The following is a 26,972-nucleotide window of genomic DNA, read 5'->3' on the forward strand; positions in this document are numbered from 1 at the left end:
CCGAAAATCTAACGCTTGAGCCGGAAAAGTTCGCGGGCGGCTTCCAGTAGTTCATCCTGTCCATCCATACCCGCCTCGCGCAGACGCGTGCTGGGCGCGTGAATCAGCTTGTTGGTCAGTGAATGCGCCAGCCACTGGAGGACGAGGGCCGGATCGTTACCACGTTGCAGTCGCCGCATAGCCGCGTTCAACACCTCCTGGCGGACCGCATCGGCATTGTCGCGATAGGTGCAAATCGTTGCGATTGCCCCTAGCGAGCGCAACCAATTCATAAACTGCGAAGTCTGTACATCGATAATCTCCTCGGCCTGCTTCGCCGCCTCACGCCGTGAACGCAGGTTCTCCTCGATGACTTCCTGGAGGTCATCGACGGTGTAGAGGTAGACATCGTCCAGTTCGCCAACCTCGGGTTCGATGTCACGAGGTACCGCGATATCCACCATGAGGATGGGTCGGTGTTTGCGCTGTTTGATGGCGCGCTCCGCAGCACCTTTGCCGAGGATGGGCAACTGACTCGCCGTGGAAGAGATGACGATGTCGGCTTCCGGGAGGTGCGTAGGCATCTCCTTGAGTGCAATCGCATAGCCATCGAATTGTGCCGCGAGTCGGTGGGCGCGTTCGGCGGTGCGATTGGCGACGATCATGCGACCGATCTGGTTCTCGTGCAGGTGACGCGCCACCAGTTCGATCGTCTCTCCGGCGCCGATCAGCAGCGCGGTCTGACGGCTCATGTCGCCGAATATCTGTTTGGCGAGGCTCACCGCCGCAAAGGCTACGGAGACGGCGCTGGTACCGATGGAGGTATCGGTTCGGACCTGCTTGGCGACTGAAAAGGTGTGCTGGAAGAGCTTGCCGAGCAGCCTTCCCAGGGTGCCGGCATTACTGGCCGTGCGATAGGCGTCTTTGACCTGGCCGAGGATTTGCGGTTCGCCGAGGATCATCGAGTCGAGGCCGCTTGCCACGCGCAGGATGTGACGCACTGCCTCGCTGTCGGGGTGGCGATAGAGAAACGGCTCGATTTCGGCGCGCGAAAGCGAATGGTAGCGTGACAGCCAGTCGATGACGGCTGTGTCGTCGAGATTTTCCAGCCCGCAGTAGAGTTCGGTGCGGTTGCAGGTGGATATGATCGCCGCCTCGTTGACCGGCCCGACACCCGTCAGTTCACGCAACGCATCCGCCATACGTTCCGGCGCAAAGGCGATCTGTTCGCGCAGCGCGACCGGGGCGGAGGTGTGGTTGATTCCTATGGTTAACAGCGGCATCAAAGTCGGACCTGCAGGGCTAAACAGAAAAATTCTGCGTTATGCCCGGTAGGAATACAAGCGGCCCATGTTTTGGCGGTACCGGATCAAACACGGGAACCCCGGCTGTCAGGGAGTATCGAACCCCTTGTGCCAGCGGTGTTGAAGGGGCCGTGCTGACCGTTTCCGGTATCTTCGGTATAGTGCGTCTGTGGTCGCTGCACAGGAGTCTGTGGCTGCCGGATCTGCTGATGGGCCTGATTCCGCCGAGCTTCTCCCTAGTTGTTTTTGCCCGAGTCCGAAATATGCGCTTAGTCAATCCCTGGATTCTGCTATCTGCCGCGCTGGCGGTGCTTACCGGCTGCGCGACCGCCGATAGTCCTGTCCCTGCTGCGATGGACCGCCCCGCACCTCCTTCGCGAGCGGCGGCCAGCGGCGAGCTCTCGCAGGAAGTACTTTACGACATTTTGGTCGGTGAGCTCGCTCACCAGGAGGGCGATTTGACCCTGGCCGTGCGCCACTACCTCCACGCGGCCCGCAAGTCACGCGATCCCGAGGTGGCAGAGCGAGCCGCCAGGTTGGTGCTGCAAGCCAGGGATCATCCCGATGCACTTGAAGCCGCACGTCTCTGGCTTGCCCTGGATCCCGATAATCTGGAGGCGCACCAGGCGGTCGCAATGCTCTATCTGCAAGAGGGAAATGCACCGCAGGCAATTCTGCACCTGCAGTATCTGCTCGATGGCGTTGAGCAGCGGCGCAAAGGGGCGGGTTATCTCCTGGTAACCAATTTATTGCAGCGCGGGCAGGATAAAGCGCTGGCGCTGAAAGTAATCGAGAGGCTGGTCAGTGCGCGAATGGAGGAGCCGGATGCGCTTTTTGCTTACGCGGTGCTCGCGCTCAACGCCAAACGCAACGACCTGGCGGTGGAACAGGCGGCGCGTGCCATTGCCTTGCGTCCCGACTGGCCCGGCGCCTGGGCGCTGTATGTGCAGGGAATGGCCGCACAGGAGAAGTTTGACCTCGCTCTCGCAGAGTTGCAGCAAGCGGTCGAGCGCCATAACGACAACCCGCGTTTGCGCGTCGTGCTGGCGCGCGCGTTGGTGGAGAACAAACGTTACGAGGCGGCCAACACCCAGTTTGAACTGCTGCTCGAGTTGAGCCCGGACGATGTCGAGGTGATATATCCACTGGCACTACTGGCGCTCAATATGCGTCACGAAGCCACCGCTGAGCGTTACCTGAAACGACTGGTGGAACTGAATCACCGCGCGGACGAGGCGCATTTCTACCTTGGACAGTTGGCCGAGTCGGCGAAGCGTTACCCGCAGGCGCGGGACTGGTATCAGAAGGTGGGCGGCGATCAGCATGGTGTCGAGGCGCGTATCCGATCGGCGGTCGTTACCGCCAAGGAGGGTGATGTCGAAGCGGCGCGCACCCTGTTGCAGTCCCTGCGCTCAGAAAACCGCGACCTGGCGGTACGTCTTTATCTGGCCGAGGGCGAGGTGTTGCGCGAAGCGGGACGTGTCGAGGCGCAGATCGAGGTCTTGACGGCCGCACTGACCGAATACCCCGGCAACGAGGATCTGCTCTACGCGCGCGCACTCACGGCGGAGAAGCTCAATCGCATCGATTGGCTGGAACGCGATTTACGCGAGATTCTCGCCGCCGACGCGGACAATGCCGCAGCGCTCAATGCGCTCGGCTATACACTGACGGACCGTACCGATCGTCACACCGAAGCTTTGGGTTACATCCAGCGCGCCCTGGAGTTGGAACCCGATGATCCAGCGATTCTCGACAGTATGGGATGGGTGCTCTATCGCCTGGGCCGCAATGTCGAGTCGATTGAGCATCTGCGCAAGGCGCTGGCGTTGGGACACGATGCCGAGATCGCCGCCCATCTGGGGGAGGTGCTGTGGGTATCCGGCGAACAGAGCGAGGCGCGGATGATCTGGAATAAAGCGCTGGAAAACGCGCCTGATGCGGTGGCAATCCACGAGACGATGAAGCGGTTACTGCGCTGATGCGAATACCGAGCACTGGCCTGCTGCTGGTCCTGCTGGCGGGCTGCGCCGCAACGCCGCTACCACCGCCAGCCATGCCCGCCGAGCAGGCATGGCTGCAGCGCGAGACCGAGCTGCGCTTGCTGGAGAGCTGGACCTTGAGCGGTCGTCTGGCAATCAGTAATGGGGATGAGGCCTGGAATGCGAGCCTGTATTGGTCACAACACCCCGAGGGTTACGAGATTTCAGTTGTCGCACCCCTGGGCGGCGGAAGTTTGCAGCTGCGCGGTGGTGCCGGGGGCGTGGTGCTGCAAACGTCTGATGATGGGTTGTATCAGGCGCAAGACCCCGATGCACTGATTCTGGAGGTGTTGGGTCTGCAGATTCCTGTTTCGGGGCTGCGCTACTGGGTGCTGGGTATGCCGCAATCAGGTGTTGCACGGACAATCAGTCTGGACCCCTGGGGGCGACTGGCGGAGCTGCAGCAGGCGGATTGGCGAGTTGAGTTCCTCCGCTATCGCGAAACCAACGGCGGCAGCCTCCCCGACAAACTGTTCATGCGCAACGAGCATTTCGAGGTGCGGCTGGTGATCAGTGACTGGGAATTACCTGCCTTGCCCCTGCCCGCCCAGGCAAGGCGCTAGCACCGTGTCGTTCTCCGCTCGGTGGCCGGCCCCGGCCAAGCTCAATCTGATGCTGCATGTTACGGGGCGGCGTACCGATGGTTACCATGAGTTGCAGACCGTATTTCAGTTCCTCGATTTTGGTGACTCTCTAACCTTTACGCTGCGCGAAGATGAACAGGTGCGCAGGGTCTCTGAAATCGGTGCTGTTCCCGCCGCCCAGGATCTCGTTGTTCGCGCCGCACGACTACTGCAGGCCCAGACCGGGTATCGATGCGGTGTGGACATCGCCATTGAAAAGCGCATTCCGATGGGGGGCGGGTTGGGCGGGGGCAGCTCGGACGCTGCGACCACCCTGGTGGCTTTGAACACGCTCTGGAAGCTGGGGCTTGGAGTTGACGCGTTGGCCCGATTGGGCCTGCAACTTGGGGCGGATGTCCCCGTCTTTGTGCGGGGGTCTGCCGCCTGGGCGGAAGGTGTTGGCGATCAGCTGCAAGTCATTGATCTGCCTGAACCTTGGTATTTGGTGATTTCTCCTGATTGTTCCGTGTCTACCGCTGCTGTTTTCGCGGATCCAGAATTGACACGGGATACGGTGCCAATCAAAATAGCCGACTTTCTTTCGGCCGGCGGCCGGAACGACTGTGAGGCAGTCGTTCGCGCCCGTTACCCGGCGGTGGCCGCGGCGCTGGATTGGCTCGATCAATACGCGGTAGCGCGGCTCACAGGGACGGGCAGCAGTGTCTTTGCCTCATTCGCCGACAAGCGCTCAGCCGCAGACCTGCTGGCGCATCTGCCACCGGCCTGGCAGGGTTTCGTCGCCAAAGGCTGTAATCGATCGGCGTTGCTGGACCGGTTGGCGGGCTAGCGACTCGCCTGGGCGCTGCGACGCTGGCCCCGCAGGGGCGAGGGCCGAAGGCCCGAGTAATCCTGGCCGGTCATGTCATGCCGGGGCAGGATCGAGAGGGAGGTTCAGTTGGGGTGTAGCCAAGCGGTAAGGCACTGGTTTTTGGTACCAGCATTCCCAGGTTCGAATCCTGGCACCCCAGCCAAATTTAGTGATCACCGCCAGAAACGGCAAGGTTGATTCAGGCGGTGAGGTTGATTGGTGCCAGGGTTTGAACCGTGAAGGTTCGACAAGCCGCCGCGCAGCGGTGGCGAAGAACAGCGACGCGAAAGCGACGCTGGCCCCGCAGGGGTGAGGGCCACAGGTCCGAATAATCCTGGCACCCCAGCCATATTGAGGCAGTACCGCTTTAATATTAAGCGTTCGATTGAAGCAGTCCGCCGCATCATCCGCCCTATGGGGAACAGTCAGTGCCTGAATCGTCGATGATGGTTTTCTCCGGTAACGCCAATCCCGATCTGGCGCGCGCGGTTACCAGCCACCTTAATCTGCCCCTGGGCAAGGGGGTGGTCAGCCGGTTCAGTGACGGCGAGATCATGGTCGAGATCATGGAGAGTGTGCGTGGCCAGGATGTGTTTATCATTCAACCCACCTGTGCGCCGACCAATGACAACCTGATGGAACTGCTGTTGATGGCGGATGCGGCGCGCCGCGCATCGGCCTCGCGGTTGACGGCGGTGATCCCCTATCTCGGCTATTCGCGCCAGGACCGGCGGCCACGCTCGGTAAAGGTGCCGATCTCGGCAAAAATGGTTGCCAACATGATCTGCAGGGTGGGTTTCGACAGGGTGTTGACGGTGGATTTGCACTCCGACCAGATCCAGGGGTTTTTCGATATACCCGTGGACAACGTCTACTCATCCCCCATTCTGTTGGGCGATATCTGGCGTCAGAAGCACCCGAATTTGATCGTGGTTTCGCCGGATGTGGGTGGTGTGGTGCGCGCCCGGGCGATCGCCAAGCGCCTCGATGATGCCGATCTGGCCATCATCGACAAACGTCGTCCGCGTGCCAACGAGTCTGAGATTATGCACATCATCGGCGATGTGAAAGGTCGCAGCTGCGTGATCGTGGACGACCTGGTCGATACTGCGGGTACGCTGTGCAACGCCGCCAAGGCCTTGAAAGAGCGCGGCGCATTGAAAGTGGTGGCGTACTGTACGCACCCGGTACTGTCGGGCAAGGCGATCTCCAATATCGAAAACTCGGTGCTGGATGAGCTGGTGGTGACCGATACCATCCCGTTGCAGGGTGCTGCGCATGAGTGCCCCCGCATTCGTCAGTTGAGCATCGCCGGAATGCTGGCCGAGACCATACGCCGCATCTCGCAAGACGAATCGGTCAGTTCGATGTATATGGATTAACGGGGTATGCCGAATACCTGAAGGTGTTCGGCGACCCTGTTGTGATGCCTCCCTTGGTCGCGGGGGAGGGTATTTGGCCGCCGCGAGGCGGATTTAGCGTTACTGTTAGGAGTGAAATGCAATGACAACTGATTTTACGTTGAGCGCCGAGTTGCGCCAGGACGCGGGGAAAGGTGCGAGCCGCCGCCTGCGTCGTGCCGACCGCGTGCCAGCCATCGTTTACGGCGCCGACAAGGCACCGACCACCATCACGCTGGATCACGATCAACTGCTGCACAACCTGGACAATGAGGCCTTCTACTCGCATATCCTCAGTCTCGAGGTGGCGGGCAAGAAGGAGCAGGTCATTCTCAAGGATCTGCAGCGTCACCCCTATAAGCTGCGTGTAATGCATGTGGATCTTCAGCGTGTCAGCGCCAAAGAGAAAATTCGCCTCCACGTGCCGTTGCACTTCATCAACGAGAGCCAGGCGCCCGGCGTGCGTGAGGGTGGTCTGGTTTCGCATCAGATGCCGGATGTCGAAATCCAGTGTCTGCCGAAGGATCTGCCCGAGTACATCGAGGTCGATCTTTCGAGTTTGAATCTGGGTGATACCCTGCACTTGGCACAGCTGGTGGTGCCCAAGGGAGTCGAGATCTATGCTTTGGCCCACGGTTCCGCGGGTGACGAGCCGGTGGCATCAATTCTGAGTCGTGGTAGCGCCGAAGAAACTGACGAAGGAGAGGCCGCCGAGGGTGTGGATGAAGGCGAAGGCGAAGGCGAAGGTGAGGTCGAGTAAGACCGCGCGCTTTCTTCTGCCATCAGTGAAGCGGGGCCGGTTGCCTACCAGGGTACCGGCCCCGCCTGTTTTAGCGTATGCGAGATAGGATGGAACTCATTTGGCCATTGAGTTAATCGTCGGACTCGGAAACCCCGGTAGCGAATACCGGGACACTCGCCACAATGCCGGCTTCTGGTGGCTCGACGATGTAGTCCGATTGAGTGACGCAAACATGCGCCCGGAAGCACGGTTTCATGGTGAAACGGCACGCGCCTCGGTACATGGTCACGCTGTCCGCTTGTTGAAACCGACCACCTATATGAACCGCAGCGGCCAGTCAGTTGCAGCGCTGACTGGTTTTTATCGCATTCCGCTCGAATCGATTCTTGTGGTGCACGACGAAATTGATCTGGAGCCGGGTATCGTCAGGCTCAAGCAGGGCGGTGGGCACGGTGGACACAACGGATTGCGTGACATCATCGCCGCATTGGGGAGCAAGGAATTCTACCGCTTGCGACTGGGTGTCGGTCATCCCGGGCACAGCGACGATGTGGTCGACTACGTGTTGCGTAAGCCCCGCTCGGAAGAGAAGCAGGAGATCGAGCGTGCGATGGACAAGGCGCTACGCTGGTTGCCGGAGATAGTTGCAGGTCAGATGCAACGCGCGATGACGGGGTTGCACACGCCCGATTAGAGGCGACACGATGTCCGATTTTCTGATTCACTACGAGAGCTGGGTTCGTTTGAGCGTCTTTTTTGGCGTTTTCGCGGTCATGGCGTCCTGGGAACTACTAGCCCCGCGCCGCCAACTCACGGTGGGCAAGGCCGGTCGCTGGGCGAGCAATATCGGTATTGTGGTGCTCAATACGGTGCTGTTGCGTCTGCTCTTTCCCGCTGCTGCGGTCGGCATGGCGTTGGCGGCGGAACAGGGCGGGTGGGGATTGTTGAATCACTACGCGGTTCCCCCGTTGCTGGCCTTCGCGGGCTCGGTCGTGCTCCTCGATTTCGCCATCTATATGCAGCATGTGATGTTTCATGCGGTGCCGGCACTGTGGCGGCTGCATCGCGTGCATCACGCTGATCTCGATTTCGATGTCACCACCGGTGCACGCTTCCACCCGCTAGAGATCATCCTCTCGATGCTCATCAAGTTCGCAGTGATCGCAGTGTTGGGCCCCCCCGCGGCCGCGGTAGTCGCATTTGAGATCGTGCTCAACGCCACGGCAATGTTCAATCACTCGAATGCGCGTTTGCCATTGGTGATCGACCGACTGCTGCGCATGGTGGTAGTCACCCCGGATATGCACCGCGTCCACCACTCTATCGAGGATGACGAGACCAACAGCAATTTCGGATTCAACCTGCCGTGGTGGGATAGGTTGTTTGGAACATATCGCGCCCAGCCGCGCGGCGGGCATGAGGGGATGATCATCGGTATCCGCACCTTCCGCGATCCGCGGCAGTGCGACCGATTGTCTGCCATGCTGTGGTTGCCGTTCGCAGCGCCGGTGACAGAGTACGCCATCAACCGCCGTCAGTGGGGTGGGAAGGATGAGCGTTCGTAGTCTCATGCGACCCCTGCTGTTGGTTGGGCTGGTAGCCGCCGTCGCGAGTGCGGTCGTTTGGCGCGACCATCTCGACATAGTGGCTCCGCAAGTTTGAATAGCGGTGAGGGTGGCCGTTGTGGTGTTGGATGCCGTGGTGACGGTGTTCCTGATGGCGCTCAGCACAGCCGTATGGACGAACTTGCGAAGTGAACACTGGAATGTGACAGGATGCCTGTCTTTTGAAGATTCAACGCAGGAGCAAATTGTTTTCCGTTCAGGCACAATATCGATTCATTGTTTATTACCTGTGGGTGGGAGGAAAAAACTATGTACGTGAAATATGCAGTAAAACGTTTCTTCGCAGTCATGCTTGCCTCAATGGTCTTTATGGGGGTCGCAAATGCTGCAAAGCCCAACGATGCCGATGCCTTGAAGGGCGTCAGCGAAGGCCGGGTGGTGTGGGATATCACCAAGGGTGACCCCAAGAGTTTGCTGCTGTTTCTCAAGGTGATCGAGGAGACCTACGACGATCTCAAGCGCCAGAATGTGACGCCTGACATGGTCTTTACCTTCCATGGCCCGGTGGTGAAGCTGATCTCCACCGCGCCACAGAATCTGCCGCTCGACGACGAGGAGGCGCTGGAGGAGATCGTCGCCCTGCTGCAGCGGATGAATCAACGTCCCGGTGTCCGAATGGAGTCCTGCTCGGTGGCGACACGGCTTTTCGGTATCGACAACAAGACCATCCTCAAAGGCATCAAGCCGGTGGGTAACACCTTTGTCTCGCTGATCGGGTATCAGAAACAGGGCTATGCACTGATCCCGATCTACTGAGCCACGCAATAACAACAGGCAAAGGGGCGTTCTTATGACCGATGAACTCAACCAAACCGGCCTGGCGACGCGCTGCGTGCATGCGGGCGAGCTGGACGACGCCCACGGCAGTCCGCACTCGCCGATCTACACCAGCACCACCTTCGCCTTCGATTCCACCCAGGCAGTACTCGATGTGGTCGAGGGGCGCACCACGGGCAGCCTCTACACGCGGTATGGTCTTAACCCGACAATACGCAGTCTCGAAACCAAGCTTGCCGCCCTGGAAGGGGCGGAAGCGGCCTGGGCATTTTCTTCCGGCATGGCGGCCGAGACGGCACTGTTCCTCACTCATGGCCGCGCCGGCATCGTCTGCATCGGCGACGCCTACGGCGGGACGCTGGAGCTGATCGGCGAACAGCTGCCGCTGCTCGGGATCACCACCCACCTGATCCTGGGTTCCGAGCTGGAGCGGCTCGATGGCCTGCTCGGGGAAGGGGCGCGGCTGGTTTTTCTGGAAACGCCCACCAATCCGACGCTGGAGATACTCGACATTGCCGCCCTGGCCGAACAGGTTCACGCCCATGGCGCGCTGCTGGCGGTGGATAACACCTTCGCCTCGCCGGTCAACCAGCAGCCCCTGGCGCTGGGGGCGGATCTGGTGGTGCACAGCGCCACTAAGTACCTCGGCGGTCACAGCGACCTCACCATGGGCGCGCTGATGGGCCCGGCTGAACTGCTGGCGCCGGTGTGGGGGTGGCGCAAGAATCTCGGTTCCATGCCGGCCCCCGAGACCTGCAATCTGCTGGCGCGCAGCCTGCGTACGCTGGTGCCGCGGGTGCGCCAGCAGAATGCCTCCGCCCAGGCGGTCGCTGAGGCGATGGCGCGGCACCCACGCATCCGCCGTGTGCTCTATCCAGGCCTGCCGGCGTTCCCTGGGCACGCCCTGGCCGCGCGGCAGATGTCGGGTTTCGGCGGGATGCTAACCCTGGAGTTGGCCACTGACTTTGCCGGAACCGCCGCCTTCGCCGATCGGCTGCAGCTCTTTACTCTTGCCGCCAGTCTCGGTGGCGCGGAGAGCCTCGCCACCCAACCGGTGACCACCACTCACCATGGGCTGTCGCCCGCGGAGCGCCAGCGTCGCGGTATCTCCGACGCGATGGTGCGACTCTCGGTGGGATTGGAAGACGTCGCCGATCTCATCGCCGATCTGGAGCTGGCGCTAGCGTCATGATTCATCCGTTCGTCATCTTGAAGAGCCCCGTAAACGGGCCAACTCGGCGTTGCATCCCTTGAAAAGTGCACGCCATTCCCTGCGGGATGCGCCTTGCCGCAGCACCGTCCAGCTGCGCTGAAAGGTGGTTAACGGATGATTCAGGCACGCAGATGAAATCGATCCATCTCGACTACAACGCCACGACCCCGATCGATCCCGAAGTGCGCGGCGGTGGAGCCGTATTTGCGCGGGCGCTTCGGTAATCCTTCGTCGAGCCATTCTTACGGCTGGATCGCACCCGCCGCAGTGTGGCGTGCCTGCGGTTCCGCAGGCCATTGCCAGCGCCGTCGAGCATTCCGCTGGCGGCCGGCGATTCGTTTCAATCAAATGCTACGCGCGGTGATGAGGCTTCACACATTCGGCAAAAGGCAACAGCGTGTCCGATTTTCTAGTCCCATACCGATGCAATAGGGTTCAAGTCGACTGAGACATACACCGCACCCCCACCAGCGGAACTGGCGGAGGTGCGGCATCGGGAGCGATCAGAATGTCCAACCCCAGCTGGCCTCGACCTGCCACTGGTTCATTTTGAGTTCGATGGCTTGCTCGCCGGTTGGATTTCCCGAAACGGAATTCTCCAGCGCATGCATAACCGCAAAATTGAATTCGCTATCCTTGCCGGTCTGTCTGGTGAAGCCGAAGGTGACGTGATCTTCGATAACGGCGGGCGCCAGGATATTGAAGACCAACTCGGAGGTGGGGATCGGTTGATCGCCATGGCTGTAGCCGAGGCGCCAAGTCATCTCCGGGCTGGTTTGCCACTGATAGCCGAGCTTGAGAATGGTCATATCGTCCCATCCAAAGCCGATGCCGTTGTCGCCGCCCAAACAGTAGCTCGCCATTGCCCCCATGCAATTAGTGATATTGGGTGAAATAGGGTTTCCGACGGCTGCGATGTCGCTATAGCCTATCCATTGGAGGTCAGCAACCAGGGTCGACTTGTCGGAGGTCTTCCAGGCAATGCCAATGGTGGCGTTGGCCGGGACGTCGAAATCACCCTGCTCGGCAAAGAGTCCCGCGTATTTGTCGAATTCCTGCATGTAGACGCGGGTTTGGTATGAAGCGCCAAAAGTGACTGCCGGGCTGACCTGAGCCAGGATGCCTACTCGCGCACCCAATCCAAACGAGTCATCGTGGCCGTTGTTGGTGAGTTTGGTCGCATCTGTGGAGAGACCACCGTAGTTCATCAGGCCTTTGGCGGCGAATCGCTGATAGGCGACGATGGCGCTGGCGCCCCAGGTAAATTTATCGCTGACCTTCTTGGCATAGGTCGGGGCAACGAAAAGCTGCATCAGGTCCACCCCTGCGTCGCCGGCCGGCGACATGGCGTTGCCGAATGTCCCGTACCCTCCTGGTGTGTCGCTTGCCTTGTATTCGGTGTTCATGCCCCCGTTGCCGTAGACAGTGACACCGAAAGTGCTGTTGTCCGAGCGCGACCAGTTGCGACCAAAATGAGGCACCAGGAATAGTGTGTTATCGCTTTCAATGGTGGTGCCGTTGCCGTTGGCTAACCCGGCCCCGCCTCCATAACCGGTAGCCCCCGTAGGCATTGCGGGGGTGTACTCGCGGTTGGGGTTGAACAAGCCCACACCGAAATCCATGCGGTCCCCGACCCAGGCCATGCCCGCCGGATTGGTAGCCGCTGCCAGCGAGTCTTGGGGAAGTGCGACACCCGCCCCCGCCAGCGCGTTGTTCTTGGTGCCGTACCCATGCGCAAAATAGCCGTTGGTGGCCAGAACAGGACCAGAAAAACAGACCAAGCCGGCTAATACGCCTTGAATCGCCCGATGGGTAAATCGATGCATGTGCTCCTCCTCAAATAGCATAAGCGTTTATTTATAGGTTGATGCATTTGTAGTCAGCTAATTTCTAGCACGCCCAGCAATCCAAGACATACCCAAGGGGAGATAAGGGCATTACCCCCATGCGGGGGAGGGTGATGCCAGCGGACAGGGATCGAGACGACGACAGACGTCGTTCCCGGTGAGTTGACTTTAAATGGAGTTGGCTGTTGACACGTCATTGTTCCAACAGCAAAATACACGGCTTGCGTTTTCCCGGAGGGGTTCCCGAGCGGTCAAAGGGATCAGACTGTAAATCTGACGGCTCAGCCTTCGGAGGTTCGAATCCTCCCCCCTCCACCAAGTAGCGGGTACGGCCGTGTGTAATTCCGGCATTGAGCTTCGGATCGCCCTCCCCGGGGGAGGATGAGAACCGAGCAGAGGTTTGACGAGCCGACGCGTAGCGGCGGCGAAGAACAGCGGAGCGCAGCGACGCTGGCCCGGAGGGCGGAAGGCCAAAGGCCTGGAGTAATCCTCCCCCCTCCACCAAGTAGCGGGCACGGCCGTGTGTAATTCCGGCATTGAGCTTCGGATCGCCCTCCCCGGGGGAGGATGAGAGCCGAGCAGAGGTTTGACGAGCCGGCGCGCAGCGACGCTTGCCCGGAGGGCGGATATCCCCTCTCGACCGTTGATGAGTCTAGCAGGTGCTGAATTGGTAAGTCTGCGGCAAGGTCCGAGGTGGCTGATCCCGCAATAATTTTAGGTTGGCTGTGCGGGTGTAGTTCAACGGTAGAACCTCAGCCTTCCAAGCTGATGACGTGGGTTCGATTCCCATCACCCGCTCCAAAGGACAGGAACAAGGCGAAGGGGTAGAGGGCAAAGGATTTAGTCAACGCTCTCTATTGAGTATCTTTCACCTTTTCTTCTTTGCTTTGCGGTTAGGCCCACATAGCTCAGTCGGTAGAGCACTTCCTTGGTAAGGAAGAGGTCACCGGTTCGAATCCGGTTGTGGGCTCCATATTTTTGAATGGTTGTAGGTAGTGGGGCTAGACGCTGAAGTGGTTCAGCGGCTGGCTCGGACGAAAACTAGCAAACTCGAGTCTGGGGAGTTCGTACGATGTCCAAAGGAAAATTCGAACGTAAGAAGCCGCATGTGAATGTGGGGACGATAGGTCACGTAGACCATGGTAAGACGACGCTGACGGCGGCGATTACCAAGGTGATGGCGGAGACGCACGGCGGCGAGTTCAAGGCGTTTGACCAGATTGACAACGCCCCGGAAGAGCGGGCACGCGGGATCACGATTGCGACGGCCCACGTGGAGTACGAATCGACCGCGCGTCACTACGCGCACGTTGACTGTCCGGGGCACGCGGACTACGTGAAGAACATGATCACGGGTGCGGCGCAGATGGACGGAGCGATTTTGGTGTGTTCGGCCGCGGATGGTCCGATGCCGCAGACGCGCGAGCACATTCTGCTGGCCCGTCAGGTGGGCGTACCCTACATCGTGGTGTTTTTGAACAAGGCCGACATGGTTGACGATGCCGAGTTGCTGGAGCTGGTGGAGATGGAAGTGCGTGATCTGCTCTCGAGCTACGATTTTCCGGGTGACGACACCCCGATCATCACCGGTTCGGCGCTCAAGGCGCTGGAGGGTGACGCGAGCGAGATCGGCGCCCCGTCGATCATCAAGCTGGTCGAGGCGATGGACTCCTACATACCGGAGCCGCAGCGCGAGGTTGAGAAGCCGTTCCTGATGCCGATCGAGGATGTGTTCTCGATCTCGGGTCGCGGCACGGTGGTGACCGGGCGCGTCGAGCGCGGGGTGGTGAAGGTTGGCGAGGAGGTTGAGATTGTCGGCATCCGCGACACCACCAAGACCATCGTCACCGGGGTGGAGATGTTTCGCAAGCTGCTCGATCAGGGGCAGGCGGGCGACAACGTGGGCGTGCTGCTGCGCGGGACCAAGCGCGACGATGTGGAGCGCGGGCAGGTGCTGTGCAAGCCCGGATCGATCACCCCGCACACCAAGTTTGAGGCCGAAGTCTACATTCTGTCGAAGGAGGAGGGTGGTCGTCACACGCCGTTCTTCAACGGCTACCGTCCGCAGTTTTATTTTCGCACGACCGACGTGACCGGTGCCTGTGATCTGCCCGAGGGGGTGGAGATGGTGATGCCGGGGGACAACGTGAAGATGACGGTGTCGCTGATCGCGCCGATTGCGATGGAGGACGGACTACGTTTTGCGATTCGCGAAGGTGGCCGAACGGTCGGCGCCGGCGTCGTCGCTAAGATTATCGAGTAACCAGTTCAGCAAAATTGTTGATTGCAGACAGCAGGGAGCTAGTGCTCCCTGTTGCCGCATCGGGTGAGTGTGTTCTGTAGGCCAGTAGCTCAATTGGCAGAGCGGCGGTCTCCAAAACCGCAGGTTGGGGGTTCGATTCCCTCCTGGCCTGCCATCTCCTGCAGAGTGCACACCGACGGCTGCAAGCACATAGCTGACTCACGCATAACGGGAAGCGTTAGCGTCATTCATGAACACCAAGGTCGAAGCTGAAGAGTCCCGGTTCGATACCGTCAAGCTGGGGTTGGTCCTGCTGCTGCTCGCTGGTGGAATAGCAGCCTTTTACTATTTTGCCGAGCAGTCACTGCTGATCCGCGTCGGCGGGCTCCTGGTCGTGGTCGCGGCGAGTGCGGCGATTGCCTACACCACCGATCTCGGACGGCGTTTCTGGGGGTTGGCCCAGGATTCGCGCAATGAGGTGCGCAAGGTGGTATGGCCGAGCCGCCAGGAGACGGTGCAGACAACCCTGCTGGTGATGGCGATGGTCATCGTGGTGGCGCTGATCCTGTGGGCACTCGATGCCTTTTTAGGGTGGGGTGTGAAGCAGTTGATCGGGCGAGGAGGCTGAGCATGACCAAACGGTGGTATGTGGTTCACGCCTACTCCGGGTTCGAGAACCAGGTGAAGAAATCGCTGCTGGAAGGCATCAAGCGCACCGGCATGGAAGACTCGTTCGGTGAGATCCTGGTGCCCACCGAGGAAGTGGTGGAGATGCGCGGTGGTCAGCAGCGCAAGAGTGAGCGCAAATTCTTCCCCGGCTATGTGCTGGTGCAGATGGAGATGAACGATCAGGCCTGGCATTTGGTCAAGGATACGCCGCGCGTCATGGGTTTTATCGGCGGTACCAGCGATCGCCCGGCACCGATCTCCGACAAGGAGGCCGATGCGATTTTGCAACGTGTCCAGGACGGTGTCGAAAAGCCGCGGCCCAAGGTGCTTTTCGAGCCGGGCGAGGTGGTCCGTGTAACGGATGGCCCCTTTGCCGATTTCACGGGCGTGGTCGAAGAGGTCAATTACGAGAAGAGCCGCCTGCGGGTGGCGGTATTGATTTTTGGTCGCTCAACACCAGTCGAACTGGAGTTCGGTCAGATCGAGAAGGGGTAGCAATAGATTTTTTCAAGCCGCCGCGGAGTGCCATCTGCGGCGGATCAGTCACAACCGGGGAGCCCGAAACGCGGTTCGTTGCTGAGTACGGCGCTAGCACCCAAGGAGTCCATCATGGCAAAGAAAGTTCAGGCTTATATTAAGCTGCAGGTCAAGGCCGGTCAGGCCAACCCCAGCCCACCGGTCGGACCGGCACTGGGTCAGCACGGCGTCAACATCATGGAGTTCTGTAAGGCTTTCAACGCTCAGACGCAGAACCTGGAGGCGGGATTGCCTACGCCTGTGGTGATTACGGTCTACAGTGATCGCAGTTTTACCTTTATCACCAAAACGCCACCCGCCTCGGTCCTGCTCAAAAAGGCGCTGGGACTTCAGAGTGGATCCGCCGTGCCCAATCGTGACAAGGTCGGCAAGGCGACGCGCGAGCAGTTGGAGGAGATCGCCAAGATCAAGATGCCGGATCTCAACGCCAACGATCTGGATGCCGCCGTGCGTATCATCGCCGGCAGTGCGCGCAGCATGGGCATTGATACGGAGGTGGTATAAGCCATGGCCAAGTTAACCAAGCGTGTCAAGGCCGCTCGTGAACTTCTGCAGTTCGGCAAGCTCTACACCGTGGACGAGGCGCTGGCGCTATTGAAAGAGGTGCCAAGCGCGAAATTCCGCGAGTCGGTGGATGTGGCGGTCAACCTGGGTGTTGACCCGCGCAAATCCGATCAGGTGGTTCGCGGTTCGACCGTGCTGCCGCGTGGTACCGGCAAGGCGGTGCGTGTCGCGGTTTTCGCCCAGGGCGCGGCAGCCGAGGCCGCCAAAGAGGCGGGTGCCGATATTGTCGGCATGGACGATCTGGCGGAGAAGGTCAAGGGCGGCACTATGGATTTCGATGTCGTCATTGCTGCTCCCGACGCGATGCGTGTTGTCGGTCAGTTGGGCCAGATCCTCGGCCCGCGTGGGTTGATGCCCAACCCCAAGGTCGGCACCGTGACCTCCGACGTCGCGGGCGCGGTGAAGAATGCCAAGGCGGGTCAGGTGCGTTACCGCACCGATAAGGGCGGCATCATCCACTGCACCATCGGCAAGCTCGATTTCGAGGTGGCGGCACTGAAAGAGAATCTGGATGCGCTGATGGGTGACCTGAAGAAGGCCAAACCGAGCGCTTCCAAGGGAATTTATGTCAAGAAAATTACCGTCTCCACGACCATGGGGCCGGGTGTAGCCGTCGATACCAGTACGGTTGCATAACAGACTTTGGGGCGCCGCGTCCGGGTCGATCAGATCCTGGCGCGGCGACCGTCAAAGACCGCAGGTGTCGCCGGATCCATCCGGTTGACTTAATGGAGCAACTCCAGCCTGCGCAGACGGTGGCTCCCGAATCAGATTTCTATCTGGTGACGGTCGCCGTTAGGTGTGGACAGTCGAGCAGCATGGCTGTCTGCGAAACCACGGAGGCAAAGGCAGCTGCCTGAGCTGACGTCATTTAGGAGGTGAACTGGTGAGTCTTAACCTTGCGCAAAAGCAAGCTGTCGTTGCTGAAGTTGCCGAGGTTGCCAGCAGCGCGTTATCTGCGGTTGCCGCAGAGTATCGTGGTCTGACCGTCGCGCAGATGACCGAATTGCGGGTGAAGGCCCGTGACGCGGGCGTCGCTATTCGCGTCGTGAAGAACACGTTGGCGCGCCGCGCCTTCGAGGGGACCGAATTCGAGTGCATGGGTAGCGCACTGGTCGGTCCCTTGGTGCTTGCATTCTCGCAGCGGGATCCAGGTTCGGCGGCGCGTGTCGTGCGCGATTTCGTCAAGTCGAACGACAAACTGGTACCCAAGGTCATCGCCATCGGTGGTGAACTGGTCGACGCTGCGCAGATCGAACGGGTGGCGAGTCTGCCGACCCGTGAGGAGGCTCTCAGCTTGCTGATGGCCGTCATGAAGGCACCGATCGAAAAGTTCGTGCGTACACTCAACGAGCCAACAGCCAAGATGGTTCGCACGTTCGCGGCAATCCGGGATCAGAAGCAGGCCGCCTGAACCAAGGCGTTACCGAAACGTTACATCCGGTACGCCCTGCGGCCGGAAAGTGAGATAGGAGTTGTTTACCATGGCTGTATCCAAAGAAGACATTCTGGAAACCATTTCCAACATGAGCGTTATGGAGGTTGTTGATCTGATCTCCGCGATGGAAGAGAAGTTCGGTGTTTCCGCCGCCGCTGCCGTGGCCGCCATGCCGATGGCTGCCGCCGGTGGTGGTGAAGCCGCTGCCGAAGAGAAGACCGAGTTTGATGTTGTGCTGGCCAGTTTCGGCGCCAATAAGGTGGGCGTCATCAAGGCGGTACGTGCTATTACCGGTCTGGGCCTGAAAGAGGCCAAGGATCTGGTCGAAGGTGCACCGTCCGCCGTCAAGGAAGGCGCCGGCAAGGACGAGGCAGCGGAGATCAAGAAGCAGTTGGAAGAGGCGGGAGCGACTGTCGAGCTCAAATAAGTTTGACGCGCTTTTGCATGACTGTGGCAGTACCCGGCTGGTGGCCCCAGGGCCACCGGCCTTTTCCCTTTTGTGATGTCACTGGCGGCAAGCGATCCCGTCAGTGGCTGACGAGTCAGCAGATGTCCACGCGCGCGCTCGGCGCCAGCCTGGACAATTGAGATGACTCGGCAACCGAATCGAACGCAGAGCTGAGGAATTCCGATGGGCTACTCCTACACCGAGAAAAAACGCATTCGCAAGGATTTCGGTAAGCGTCCCAGCATCCTCGAGGTGCCCTACCTGCTGGCTATCCAGCTTGATTCTTACAAGAAGTTTCTGCAGACCGACAAGGCTGCGGAGAGTCGCAACGACATTGGTCTGCATGCCGCTTTCAAGTCGGTATTTCCCATCGCCAGTTACTCCGGCAATGCAATGCTGGAGTATGTCAGCTACCGGCTGGGTGAACCTGTCTATGATGTCAAGGAGTGTCAGCTGCGTGGCATGACCTACGCGGCGCCGTTGCGCGTCAAGGTGCGCCTGGTCATTTACGACAAGGAAGCTTCCGGCACCCCGAAACCGGTCAAGGATATCCGCGAGCAGGAAGTCTACATGGGTGAACTGCCGCTGATGACCGAGAACGGGACTTTCGTGATCAACGGTACGGATCGTGTCATCGTCTCGCAGCTCCACCGTTCGCCCGGCGTGTTCTTCGAGCACGACAAGGGCAAGACCCACTCATCCGGTAAGCTGCTGTTTTCGGCGCGTGTGATTCCTTACCGCGGCTCGTGGCTCGACTTCGAATTCGACCCCAAAGATTGCGTCTTCGTGCGCATCGATCGCCGCCGCAAGTTGCCGGCGACCATCCTGCTGCGCGCCTTGGGCATGGACAACGAACAGATACTGAGCGTCTTTTTCGACACCAATCACTTTACCCTGGCGAAGGGAAAATTCGGTCTGGCGCTGGTGCCCGAACGCCTGCGTGGCGAGACGGCCCGTTTTGATATCAAGGTCAAGAGCAAGGTGATCGTCGAAGAGGGGCGCCGCATCACCGCACGCCACATTAAGGAGTTGGAAAGCGCAGGTGTCAAAAAGCTGGAAGTGCCGCGCGAGTACCTGATGGGAAAAACATTGGCACACAATGTGGTCGACACCGAGAGCGGTGAACTGCTGGCCGCGGCCAATGACGAGATCACCGATGAGCTGCTCGAGAAGCTGCTCGAGAGCGGTACCAAGGAGATCCGTACCATCTACACCAACGATCTCGACTGCGGGCCGTATGTCTCCGATACCCTGCGCATCGATTCCACCTCGACCCAGATGGAGGCGTTGGTGGAGATCTATCGCATGATGCGCCCCGGTGAACCACCTACGGTCGATGCGGCTCAGAATCTGTTCAACAACCTGTTCTTCTCCGAAGATCGGTACGATCTCTCCGCCGTCGGACGCATGAAGTTCAATCGTCGCGTCGGTCGCAAAGAGATCGAGGGCGGCGGCGTGCTCTCCAGCGACGATATACTGGATGTCATCCGCACGCTGATTGAGATCCGTAACGGCAAGGGCACGGTGGATGACATCGATCACCTGGGTAACCGTCGCATCCGTAGCGTCGGCGAAATGGCGGAGAATCAGTTCCGCATCGGCCTGGTGCGCGTCGAGCGCGCCGTCAAAGAGCGCCTGAATCTGGCCGAATCCGAAGGCTTGATGCCGCAGGAGCTGATCAACGCCAAACCGGTCTCGGCTGCAGTCAAGGAGTTCTTTGGATCCTCGCAGCTGTCGCAGTTCATGGATCAGAACAATCCGCTCTCCGAGGTGACGCACAAGCGCCGTATCTCGGCCCTGGGCCCGGGTGGGTTGACCCGCGAGCGGGCAGGCTTCGAGGTGCGCGACGTGCATCCGACCCACTATGGCCGTGTCTGCCCGATCGAGACGCCCGAAGGCCCCAATATCGGTCTGATCAACTCGCTGGCGGTCTACGCGCGCACCAATGACTATGGTTTCCTGGAGACGCCCTACCGTAAGGTGGTCAACCAGAAGGTGACCGACGAGGTGGAGTTCCTCTCGGCCATTGACGAGCCGCACTTTGTCATTGCGCAGGCGAATGCCACGCTCGACGACAAGGGCAAGCTGGCCGACGAGTTGGTCTCCTGTCGCCACCAGAACGAGTTCACTCTCTCGACGCCGGATCGCGTTGAATATATGGACATATCACCGCGCCAGATCGTCTCGGTGGCGGCGGCGCTGATCCCGTTTCTCGAGCACGACGATGCCAACCGCGCGCTGATGGGTTCGAACATGCAGCGCCAGGCGGTCCCGACGCTACGTGCCGAGAAACCGCTCGTGGGTACCGGGATCGAGCGGACGGTCGCCATCGACTCAGGTGTCACGGTTGTTGCGCGGCGCGGCGGCGTGGTGGATTCGGTTGACGCGGCACGTATCGTGGTGCGTGTGAACGACGATGAGACCATCGCCGGCGAACCCGGTGTCGATATCTACAATTTGACCAAATACACTCGCTCCAACCAGAACACCTGTATCAACCAGCGCCCTTTGGTGAAAGTCGGCGATCAGATCAGCCGCTTTGACGTGCTGGCCGACGGACCCTCGACGGATCTTGGCGAGCTGGCACTGGGACAGAATCTGCTGGTCGCCTTCATGCCCTGGAACGGCTACAACTTTGAGGATTCGATCCTTATCTCCGAGCGTGTGGTGCAGGAAGATCGCTACACTACCATCCATATCGAAGAGCTCGCCTGCGTCGCGCGCGATACCAAGCTCGGTTCCGAAGAGGTTACCGCCGACATTCCCAACGTCGGTGAAGCGGCGCTCTCCAAGCTCGATGAGTCTGGCATTGTCTATATCGGTGCCGAGGTCAAGGCGGGCGATATCCTGGTGGGTAAGGTGACGCCCAAGGGTGAGACACAGCTAACCCCCGAGGAGAAGCTGCTGCGCGCCATCTTTGGGGAGAAGGCATCCGATGTTAAGGACACCTCGCTGCGGGTACCGACCGGTATGGAAGGCACGGTCATCGACGTGCACGTGCTGACCCGTGACGGAGTCGAAAAGGACGCACGCGCACTGCAGATCGAAGAGGCCGAGCTGAGTCAGGTGCGCAAGGACCTCAAGGATCAGCTGCGTATTCTCGAAGAGGACGTCTTCCAGCGCATCGAGAAGATGCTGGTCGGCAAGGTGGCTGAAGGCGGACCCAAGGGGCTCAAGGCGGGCGCCAAGCTGACCAAGGCCTACCTTGATGAACTGCCGCGCGACAAATGGTTTGAGATCCGCCTCAAGAATGACGAGGCCAACGGGCAGTTGGAGAAGGCCGCCGAGCAGCTCAAACAGCAGCGCGAGGAAGCCGATCACAAGTATGAGGAGAAGAAGCGCAAGATTACCTCGGGCGATGATCTGGCGCCGGGCGTGTTGAAGATGGTCAAGGTCTACCTGGCCGTAAAACGCCGCATTCAGCCGGGGGACAAGATGGCGGGCCGGCACGGCAACAAGGGTGTTATCTCCATCATCGTCCCGGTGGAGGATATGCCGTACATGGAGGATGGCACACCTGTTGATGTGGTACTCAATCCGCTGGGTGTTCCCTCGCGAATGAATGTCGGGCAGGTGCTCGAGACCCATCTCGGTTGGGCCGCCAAGGGACTGGGCAACAAGATTGGCGCCATGCTCGATGCTCAGGCCAAAACCACCGAGATTCGCAAGTTCCTCGATCAGATCTATCACACCGGTGGTAACCGCAAAGAAGATCTGAAGAGCATGGACGATGCGGAGATCGTCGAGCTGGCGGATAATCTGCGCTCCGGCGTGCCCATGGCGACCCCGGTATTCGACGGCGCCAGCGAAGCGGAGATCAAGCAGATGCTGGCATTGGCAGACCTCCCGGGGTCGGGCCAGACGACGCTCTACAACGGGCGGACCGGTGAGGCCTTTGAACGTCCGGTTACCGTCGGCTACATGTACATGCTGAAGCTCAACCACCTGGTCGACGACAAGGTGCACGCGCGCTCGACCGGTCCCTACAGTCTCGTTACCCAGCAACCGCTGGGCGGTAAGGCGCAGTTCGGGGGGCAGCGCTTCGGCGAGATGGAGGTATGGGCCCTCGAGGCCTACGGCGCCGCCTATACCCTGCAGGAGATGCTCACCGTCAAGTCCGACGATGTGGCGGGTCGCACCAAGATGTACAAGAACATTGTCGACGGCGATCACCGTATGGAGGCCGGCATGCCCGAATCCTTCAACGTGCTGGTCAAAGAGATCCGCGCGCTGGGTATCAACATCGAGCTGGAGCAGGATTAGTTGCTGGGAAAAGTGACGAACCTCGTAACCAACGACCACGGTAACTTTTTCCGCGGGTAGGAGAGATCATGAGAGACCTACTGAATCTTTTAAAGAATCAGGGACAGATCGAAGACTTCGATGGCATTCGCATCAGCGTGGCTTCGCCGGACATGATCCGGTCGTGGTCATTTGGTGAAGTGAAAAAACCGGAAACCATCAACTATCGTACGTTCAAACCGGAGCGCGACGGCCTGTTCTGCGCCAAGATCTTCGGTCCCACCAGCGACTTCGAATGCCTGTGCGGCAAGTACAAGCGCCTCAAGCACCGCGGTGTGGTGTGCGAGAAGTGCGGCGTCGAAGTGACCTTGGCCAAGGTGCGTCGCGAGCGCATGGGCCACATCGAGCTGGCCAGCCCGGTAGCGCACATCTGGTTTCTGAAGTCGCTGCCGTCGCGCATCGGCCTGTTGCTCGATATGACGTTGCGCGATATCGAGCGCGTGCTCTACTTCGAGGCCTTCGTGGTCGTCGATCCCGGCATGACTCAGCTCGAGCGCTGCCAACTGCTCTCCGATGAAGCCTATCTGGAGGCGATCGAGGAGTACGGCGATGAGTTCGATGCGCGCATGGGCGCCGAGGCGGTTCACGCGTTGCTGGGTCAGATTGACCTCGAACCCGAGGCGGCGCGGTTGCGCGGGGAGATTCTCGAGACCAATTCCGAGGGTAAGATCAAGAAGCTGGCCAAGCGGCTGAAGTTGATCGAGGCTTTTCTGGAATCGGGGAATCGCCCGGAATGGATGATTTTCACGGTGCTGCCAGTGCTGCCGCCCGAGCTGCGTCCGCTGGTACCGCTCGACGGTGGCCGTTTCGCGACCTCGGATCTCAACGATCTCTATCGCCGCGTCATCAACCGTAACAACCGACTAAAGCGCCTGCTCGAACTCAATGCGCCCGACATCATCGTGCGCAACGAAAAGCGCATGCTCCAGGAGTCGGTGGATGCGCTGCTCGATAACGGCCGCCGCGGCCGTGCCATCACCGGCACGAACAAGCGCCCGCTGAAGTCGCTGGCCGACATGATCAAGGGCAAACAGGGGCGCTTCCGGCAGAATCTGCTCGGCAAGCGTGTCGACTACTCCGGCCGTTCGGTGATCGTGGTCGGTCCGACCCTGAAGCTGCACCAGTGTGGACTGCCCAAGCGCATGGCGCTGGAGCTGTTCAAACCCTTTATTTTCTCCAAGCTGCAGCTGCGCGGGCTCGCCACAACCATCAAGGCAGCGAAAAAAATGGTCGAGCGCGAAGGTCCCGAGGTGTGGGATATCCTCGAAGAGGTGATCCGCGAACACCCCGTAATGCTCAACCGCGCGCCGACGCTGCACCGCCTGGGTATCCAGGCCTTTGAGCCGGTGCTCATTGAAGGCAAGGCGATCCAGCTTCACCCGCTGGTCTGTACCGCGTTCAACGCTGACTTCGACGGCGACCAGATGGCGGTGCACGTACCGTTGTCCATCGAGGCGCAGCTCGAAGCACGCACGCTGATGATGTCCACCAATAACATTCTGTCGCCCGCCAACGGTCAGCCGATCATCGTGCCGACCCAGGACGTGGTGCTGGGGCTGTACTGGATGACGCGCGAGCGTATCAATGCAGCCGGCGAGGGAATGGCGTTTTCCGACGTCGCCGAAGTACATCGGGCCTACGAAAGCGGCAAGGTGGCGTTGCAGGCCAGGATCAAGGCACTTATTACTGAACGCATGTTTGACGAAGAAGGTAACGAGATCAGCAAGACCCGCTTGTGCGAGACCACTGCAGGGCGCGCGCTACTGTCGGAGATCCTGCCCACCGGACTGTCTTTTGAGTTGATCAATCGGGCGCTGGATAAAAAGGCGATCTCGAAACTGGTCAATGCCTGCTATCGCAACGTCGGTCTCAAGGAGACGGTGATCTTCGCTGACCAGCTGATGTACACCGGTTTCTCCTATGCGACCCGCGCCGGCATCTCGATCGGTGTGGAGGACATGGTGGTGCCTGGTGAAAAATCGGCGATTCTGGCGCGTGCCGAGATCGAGGTGAAGGAGATCGAGAACCAGTATGCGTCAGGTCTGGTCACCAACGGCGAACGCTACAACAAGGTGGTTGATATCTGGTCGCGCACCAACGATCAGGTGGCAAAGGTGATGATGGATAAGTTGGGCACCGAGGCCGTGGTCGACGCCGACGGCAAGCAGGTCAAGCAGCAGTCCTTCAATTCGATCTACACGATGGCCGATTCCGGTGCCCGTGGCTCGGCGGCCCAGATCCGCCAGTTGGCCGGTATGCGCGGCTTGATGGCCAAACCCGATGGCTCGATCATCGAGACACCGATCACCGCCAACTTCCGCGAGGGGTTGGATGTGTTGCAGTACTTCATCTCCACCCACGGCGCCCGTAAAGGTCTCGCCGACACCGCGCTGAAAACGGCCAACTCGGGTTACCTGACCCGCCGGCTGGTCGATGTGGCGCAGGATCTGGTGGTCAACGAGGTCGATTGCGGTACTGCCCAGGGTCTCGAGATGACACCGCTGGTTGAAGGTGGCGATGTGGTCGAGGCGCTGCGCGAGCGCGTGCTGGGCCGGGTGGTTTCAGAAGATGTGTATGTGCCGGGTGTCGATGAGCCCGTGGTCACCGCGGGTACGCTGCTCGACGAACGCCTGGTCGACATGCTGGAGGAGCATGGCGTTGATCATGTCATGGTCCGTTCCCCCATCACCTGCGAGAACCGCTACGGTGTTTGCTCGACCTGCTATGGTCGCGATCTGGCGCGTGGTCATCTCGTCAATATCGGCGAGGCGGTTGGTGTCATCGCCGCCCAGTCGATTGGCGAGCCAGGCACGCAGCTCACCATGCGCACCTTCCATATCGGTGGCGCGGCAAGCCGGGCGGCGGCAATCTCCAACGTCGAGATCAAGTCCAAAGGTACGGTGCGCTTGCACAATGTGAAACTGGTCAACCATCTACGCACCGGTAACCTGGTCGCCGTGTCGCGTTCGGGTGAAATTCACGTGATCGACGATGTGGGTCGAGAGCGTGAGCGCTACAAGATTCCCTATGGTGCTTCGATCAGCGTGGAGGACAGCGCCAACGTCGAACCTGGTCAGATTGTTGCCAATTGGGATCCCCATACCCATCCGGTCATCACCGAGGTGGCGGGTAAGGTGGTATTCAGCGAGTTCGTCGAAGGCGTGACGGTCAATCGTCAGGTCGATGACGTCACCGGGCTCTCCTCTCTGGTGGTAACCGATCCCAAGCAGCGCAGTTCTGCGGCCAAAGATCTGCGCCCCATGGTGAAACTGGTCGATGACAAGGGCGCGGATCTCTGCCTGGCGGGCACCACCATTCCGGCGCACTATCTGCTTCCGGCGGGGGCTATCGTTACCGTCGAAGATGCCGCCAACGTGGACGTGGGTGATGTCATAGCCCGTATCCCACAGGAGTCCTCGAAAACCCGCGATATTACCGGTGGTTTGCCGCGTGTGGCCGATCTTTTCGAGGCGCGCAAACCGAAGGATCCCGCCATCCTGGCGGAAGTCACCGGTACCGTCAGTTTCGGCAAGGACACCAAGGGCAAGCAGCGCCTGGTGATCACCCCTGCCGAGGGTGATGCTTATGAAGAGCTCATCCCCAAGTGGCGTCACATCAATGTCTTCGAAGGCGAGCATGTGGAACGTGGTGAGGTCGTGGTCGACGGTGAGTTGGCCCCGCACGATATTCTGCGATTGCTGGGTGTCCGGGAGTTGGCGGCCTACCTGGTGAAAGAGATCCAGGATGTCTATCGCCTGCAGGGTGTCACCATCAACGACAAGCACATCGAGGTGATCAATCGGCAGATGTTGCGCAAGGTGGAAATCATCACACCCGGTGACACCAAATTCCTCAAAGGGGAACAGGCCGATCGTGCGCGGGTACTCGAAGAGAACGACCGAGTCGCGGCGGAAGACAAGATACCGGCCACCTTCCGGCCGTTACTGCTGGGTATTACCAAGGCATCGCTGGCTACCGAGTCGTTCATCTCCGCCGCCTCGTTCCAGGAAACCACCCGTGTACTCACCGAGGCATCGGTTCGAGGTACGCGCGATGACCTGCGCGGTCTGAAGGAGAACGTGATCGTCGGTCGACTGATCCCGGCCGGGACGGGCCAGGCCTACCACGCGGAGCGGCGCCGCAAGCGTCAACCGGGTATGGTGGAATCCGAAGGGATGGCCGCCAGCGACGTGGAAGAGGCATTGAAGGAGGCGCTGAGCGCTTCTGATAGCGAAAATGCTGAGGTCTGACTGAGCCGTAAATCACCGGGCCCGCCGGTTCTGGCGGGCCCGGTTTTTTTTGCCTGATCCCTGGAGGATTTTAGCGAGATACCGGGTTATTCTCGGGGTTCCCTTGACACCCCAGGGCAGGGTGCATAGAATTCCGCTTCTTTCGACAGGCCGGACCGGCCT

At 59.9% G+C, this 26,972-nt stretch carries 20 protein-coding genes and 5 tRNA genes; 23 read left to right on the plus strand and 2 right to left on the minus strand.

Annotation, left to right across the window (positions count from 1 at the left end; translation table 11 throughout):
• Window positions 1-8: 8 nt before the first annotated feature.
• Window positions 9-1,262, minus strand: a complete 1,254-nt coding sequence (locus DWQ09_05200) for a glutamyl-tRNA reductase (GenBank protein ID KAA3629638.1) — start codon at window positions 1,260-1,262, stop codon at window positions 9-11.
• Window positions 1,263-1,303: 41 nt separating this feature from the next.
• Between DWQ09_05200 and DWQ09_05205 the strand changes: the two genes are divergently transcribed.
• From DWQ09_05205 to DWQ09_05250, 10 genes are all read left to right on the plus strand, one after another.
• The gene (locus DWQ09_05205; protein KAA3629639.1) at window positions 1,304-3,265 is read left to right on the plus strand and encodes a hypothetical protein; all 1,962 of its coding nucleotides are present in this window, start codon (window positions 1,304-1,306) and stop codon (window positions 3,263-3,265) included.
• On the plus strand, window positions 3,265-3,888 hold the full coding sequence (lolB, locus tag DWQ09_05210; protein KAA3629640.1) for an outer membrane lipoprotein LolB: 624 nt from the start codon (window positions 3,265-3,267) through the stop codon (window positions 3,886-3,888). The genes DWQ09_05205 and lolB overlap by 1 nt, the downstream gene beginning before the upstream one ends.
• A 49-nt stretch (window positions 3,889-3,937) precedes the next feature.
• Complete coding sequence (locus tag DWQ09_05215; GenBank protein KAA3629861.1) at window positions 3,938-4,735, plus strand: 4-(cytidine 5'-diphospho)-2-C-methyl-D-erythritol kinase; 798 nt, start codon at window positions 3,938-3,940, stop codon at window positions 4,733-4,735.
• A gap of 109 nt (window positions 4,736-4,844) precedes the next feature.
• A tRNA-Gln gene (locus tag DWQ09_05220) sits at window positions 4,845-4,919 on the plus strand.
• A gap of 280 nt (window positions 4,920-5,199) precedes the next feature.
• The gene (locus DWQ09_05225; GenBank protein KAA3629641.1) at window positions 5,200-6,138 is read left to right on the plus strand and encodes a ribose-phosphate diphosphokinase; all 939 of its coding nucleotides are present in this window, start codon (window positions 5,200-5,202) and stop codon (window positions 6,136-6,138) included.
• A 121-nt stretch (window positions 6,139-6,259) separates the two neighbouring features.
• Complete coding sequence (locus DWQ09_05230; protein KAA3629642.1) at window positions 6,260-6,916, plus strand: 50S ribosomal protein L25/general stress protein Ctc; 657 nt, start codon at window positions 6,260-6,262, stop codon at window positions 6,914-6,916.
• Between the two features lie 100 nt (window positions 6,917-7,016).
• Window positions 7,017-7,592 (plus strand): aminoacyl-tRNA hydrolase, encoded by a 576-nt coding sequence (locus DWQ09_05235; GenBank protein ID KAA3629643.1) that lies wholly within the window; start codon window positions 7,017-7,019, stop codon window positions 7,590-7,592.
• Between the two features lie 10 nt (window positions 7,593-7,602).
• Complete coding sequence (locus DWQ09_05240) at window positions 7,603-8,463, plus strand: sterol desaturase family protein (protein ID KAA3629644.1); 861 nt, start codon at window positions 7,603-7,605, stop codon at window positions 8,461-8,463.
• Window positions 8,464-8,772: 309 nt separating this feature from the next.
• Window positions 8,773-9,279 (plus strand): hypothetical protein, encoded by a 507-nt coding sequence (locus tag DWQ09_05245; GenBank protein KAA3629645.1) that lies wholly within the window; start codon window positions 8,773-8,775, stop codon window positions 9,277-9,279.
• Window positions 9,280-9,313: 34 nt separating this feature from the next.
• The gene (locus DWQ09_05250) at window positions 9,314-10,492 is read left to right on the plus strand and encodes a cystathionine gamma-synthase (GenBank protein ID KAA3629646.1); all 1,179 of its coding nucleotides are present in this window, start codon (window positions 9,314-9,316) and stop codon (window positions 10,490-10,492) included.
• A 524-nt stretch (window positions 10,493-11,016) separates the two neighbouring features.
• On the opposite strand, the gene DWQ09_05255 is transcribed toward DWQ09_05250, so the two are convergent.
• Window positions 11,017-12,339 (minus strand): hypothetical protein, encoded by a 1,323-nt coding sequence (locus tag DWQ09_05255; protein ID KAA3629647.1) that lies wholly within the window; start codon window positions 12,337-12,339, stop codon window positions 11,017-11,019.
• A gap of 254 nt (window positions 12,340-12,593) precedes the next feature.
• Here DWQ09_05255 and DWQ09_05260 point away from each other — a divergent pair.
• The 13 genes from DWQ09_05260 (at window position 12,594) to rpoC (ending at window position 26,810) form a co-directional block, all read left to right on the plus strand.
• Window positions 12,594-12,678 (plus strand) — tRNA-Tyr (locus tag DWQ09_05260).
• Window positions 12,679-13,087: 409 nt separating this feature from the next.
• Window positions 13,088-13,161: transfer RNA gene (locus DWQ09_05265), tRNA-Gly, on the plus strand.
• A 96-nt stretch (window positions 13,162-13,257) separates the two neighbouring features.
• Window positions 13,258-13,333, plus strand: a tRNA-Thr gene (locus DWQ09_05270).
• A gap of 99 nt (window positions 13,334-13,432) precedes the next feature.
• Complete coding sequence (tuf, locus tag DWQ09_05275; GenBank protein ID KAA3629648.1) at window positions 13,433-14,623, plus strand: elongation factor Tu; 1,191 nt, start codon at window positions 13,433-13,435, stop codon at window positions 14,621-14,623.
• Between the two features lie 78 nt (window positions 14,624-14,701).
• Window positions 14,702-14,777: transfer RNA gene (locus tag DWQ09_05280), tRNA-Trp, on the plus strand.
• Between the two features lie 75 nt (window positions 14,778-14,852).
• On the plus strand, window positions 14,853-15,230 hold the full coding sequence (locus tag DWQ09_05285) for a preprotein translocase subunit SecE (protein KAA3629649.1): 378 nt from the start codon (window positions 14,853-14,855) through the stop codon (window positions 15,228-15,230).
• A 2-nt stretch (window positions 15,231-15,232) separates the two neighbouring features.
• Entirely contained in the window at window positions 15,233-15,766 is a 534-nt protein-coding gene (locus tag DWQ09_05290) for a transcription termination/antitermination protein NusG (protein KAA3629650.1), read from the plus strand.
• A 114-nt stretch (window positions 15,767-15,880) separates the two neighbouring features.
• Window positions 15,881-16,312, plus strand: a complete 432-nt coding sequence (gene rplK, locus DWQ09_05295) for a 50S ribosomal protein L11 (GenBank protein ID KAA3629651.1) — start codon at window positions 15,881-15,883, stop codon at window positions 16,310-16,312.
• A 3-nt stretch (window positions 16,313-16,315) separates the two neighbouring features.
• Entirely contained in the window at window positions 16,316-17,008 is a 693-nt protein-coding gene (locus tag DWQ09_05300; protein KAA3629652.1) for a 50S ribosomal protein L1, read from the plus strand.
• A 250-nt stretch (window positions 17,009-17,258) separates the two neighbouring features.
• A complete protein-coding gene (locus DWQ09_05305) occupies window positions 17,259-17,786 on the plus strand; it encodes a 50S ribosomal protein L10 (protein ID KAA3629653.1) in 528 nt (175 codons plus the stop codon).
• Window positions 17,787-17,856: 70 nt separating this feature from the next.
• On the plus strand, window positions 17,857-18,237 hold the full coding sequence (locus tag DWQ09_05310; protein ID KAA3629654.1) for a 50S ribosomal protein L7/L12: 381 nt from the start codon (window positions 17,857-17,859) through the stop codon (window positions 18,235-18,237).
• 204 nt (window positions 18,238-18,441) lie between these two features.
• A complete protein-coding gene (gene rpoB, locus DWQ09_05315; GenBank protein KAA3629655.1) occupies window positions 18,442-22,521 on the plus strand; it encodes a DNA-directed RNA polymerase subunit beta in 4,080 nt (1,359 codons plus the stop codon).
• Window positions 22,522-22,589: 68 nt separating this feature from the next.
• Window positions 22,590-26,810, plus strand: coding sequence for a DNA-directed RNA polymerase subunit beta' (rpoC, locus tag DWQ09_05320; protein ID KAA3629656.1), 4,221 nt, complete (start codon window positions 22,590-22,592; stop codon window positions 26,808-26,810).
• Window positions 26,811-26,972 lie beyond the last annotated feature (162 nt).

This window comes from Pseudomonadota bacterium, from assembly GCA_008501635.1.
Taxonomy (GTDB): domain Bacteria; phylum Pseudomonadota; class Gammaproteobacteria; order QQUJ01; family QQUJ01; genus QQUJ01.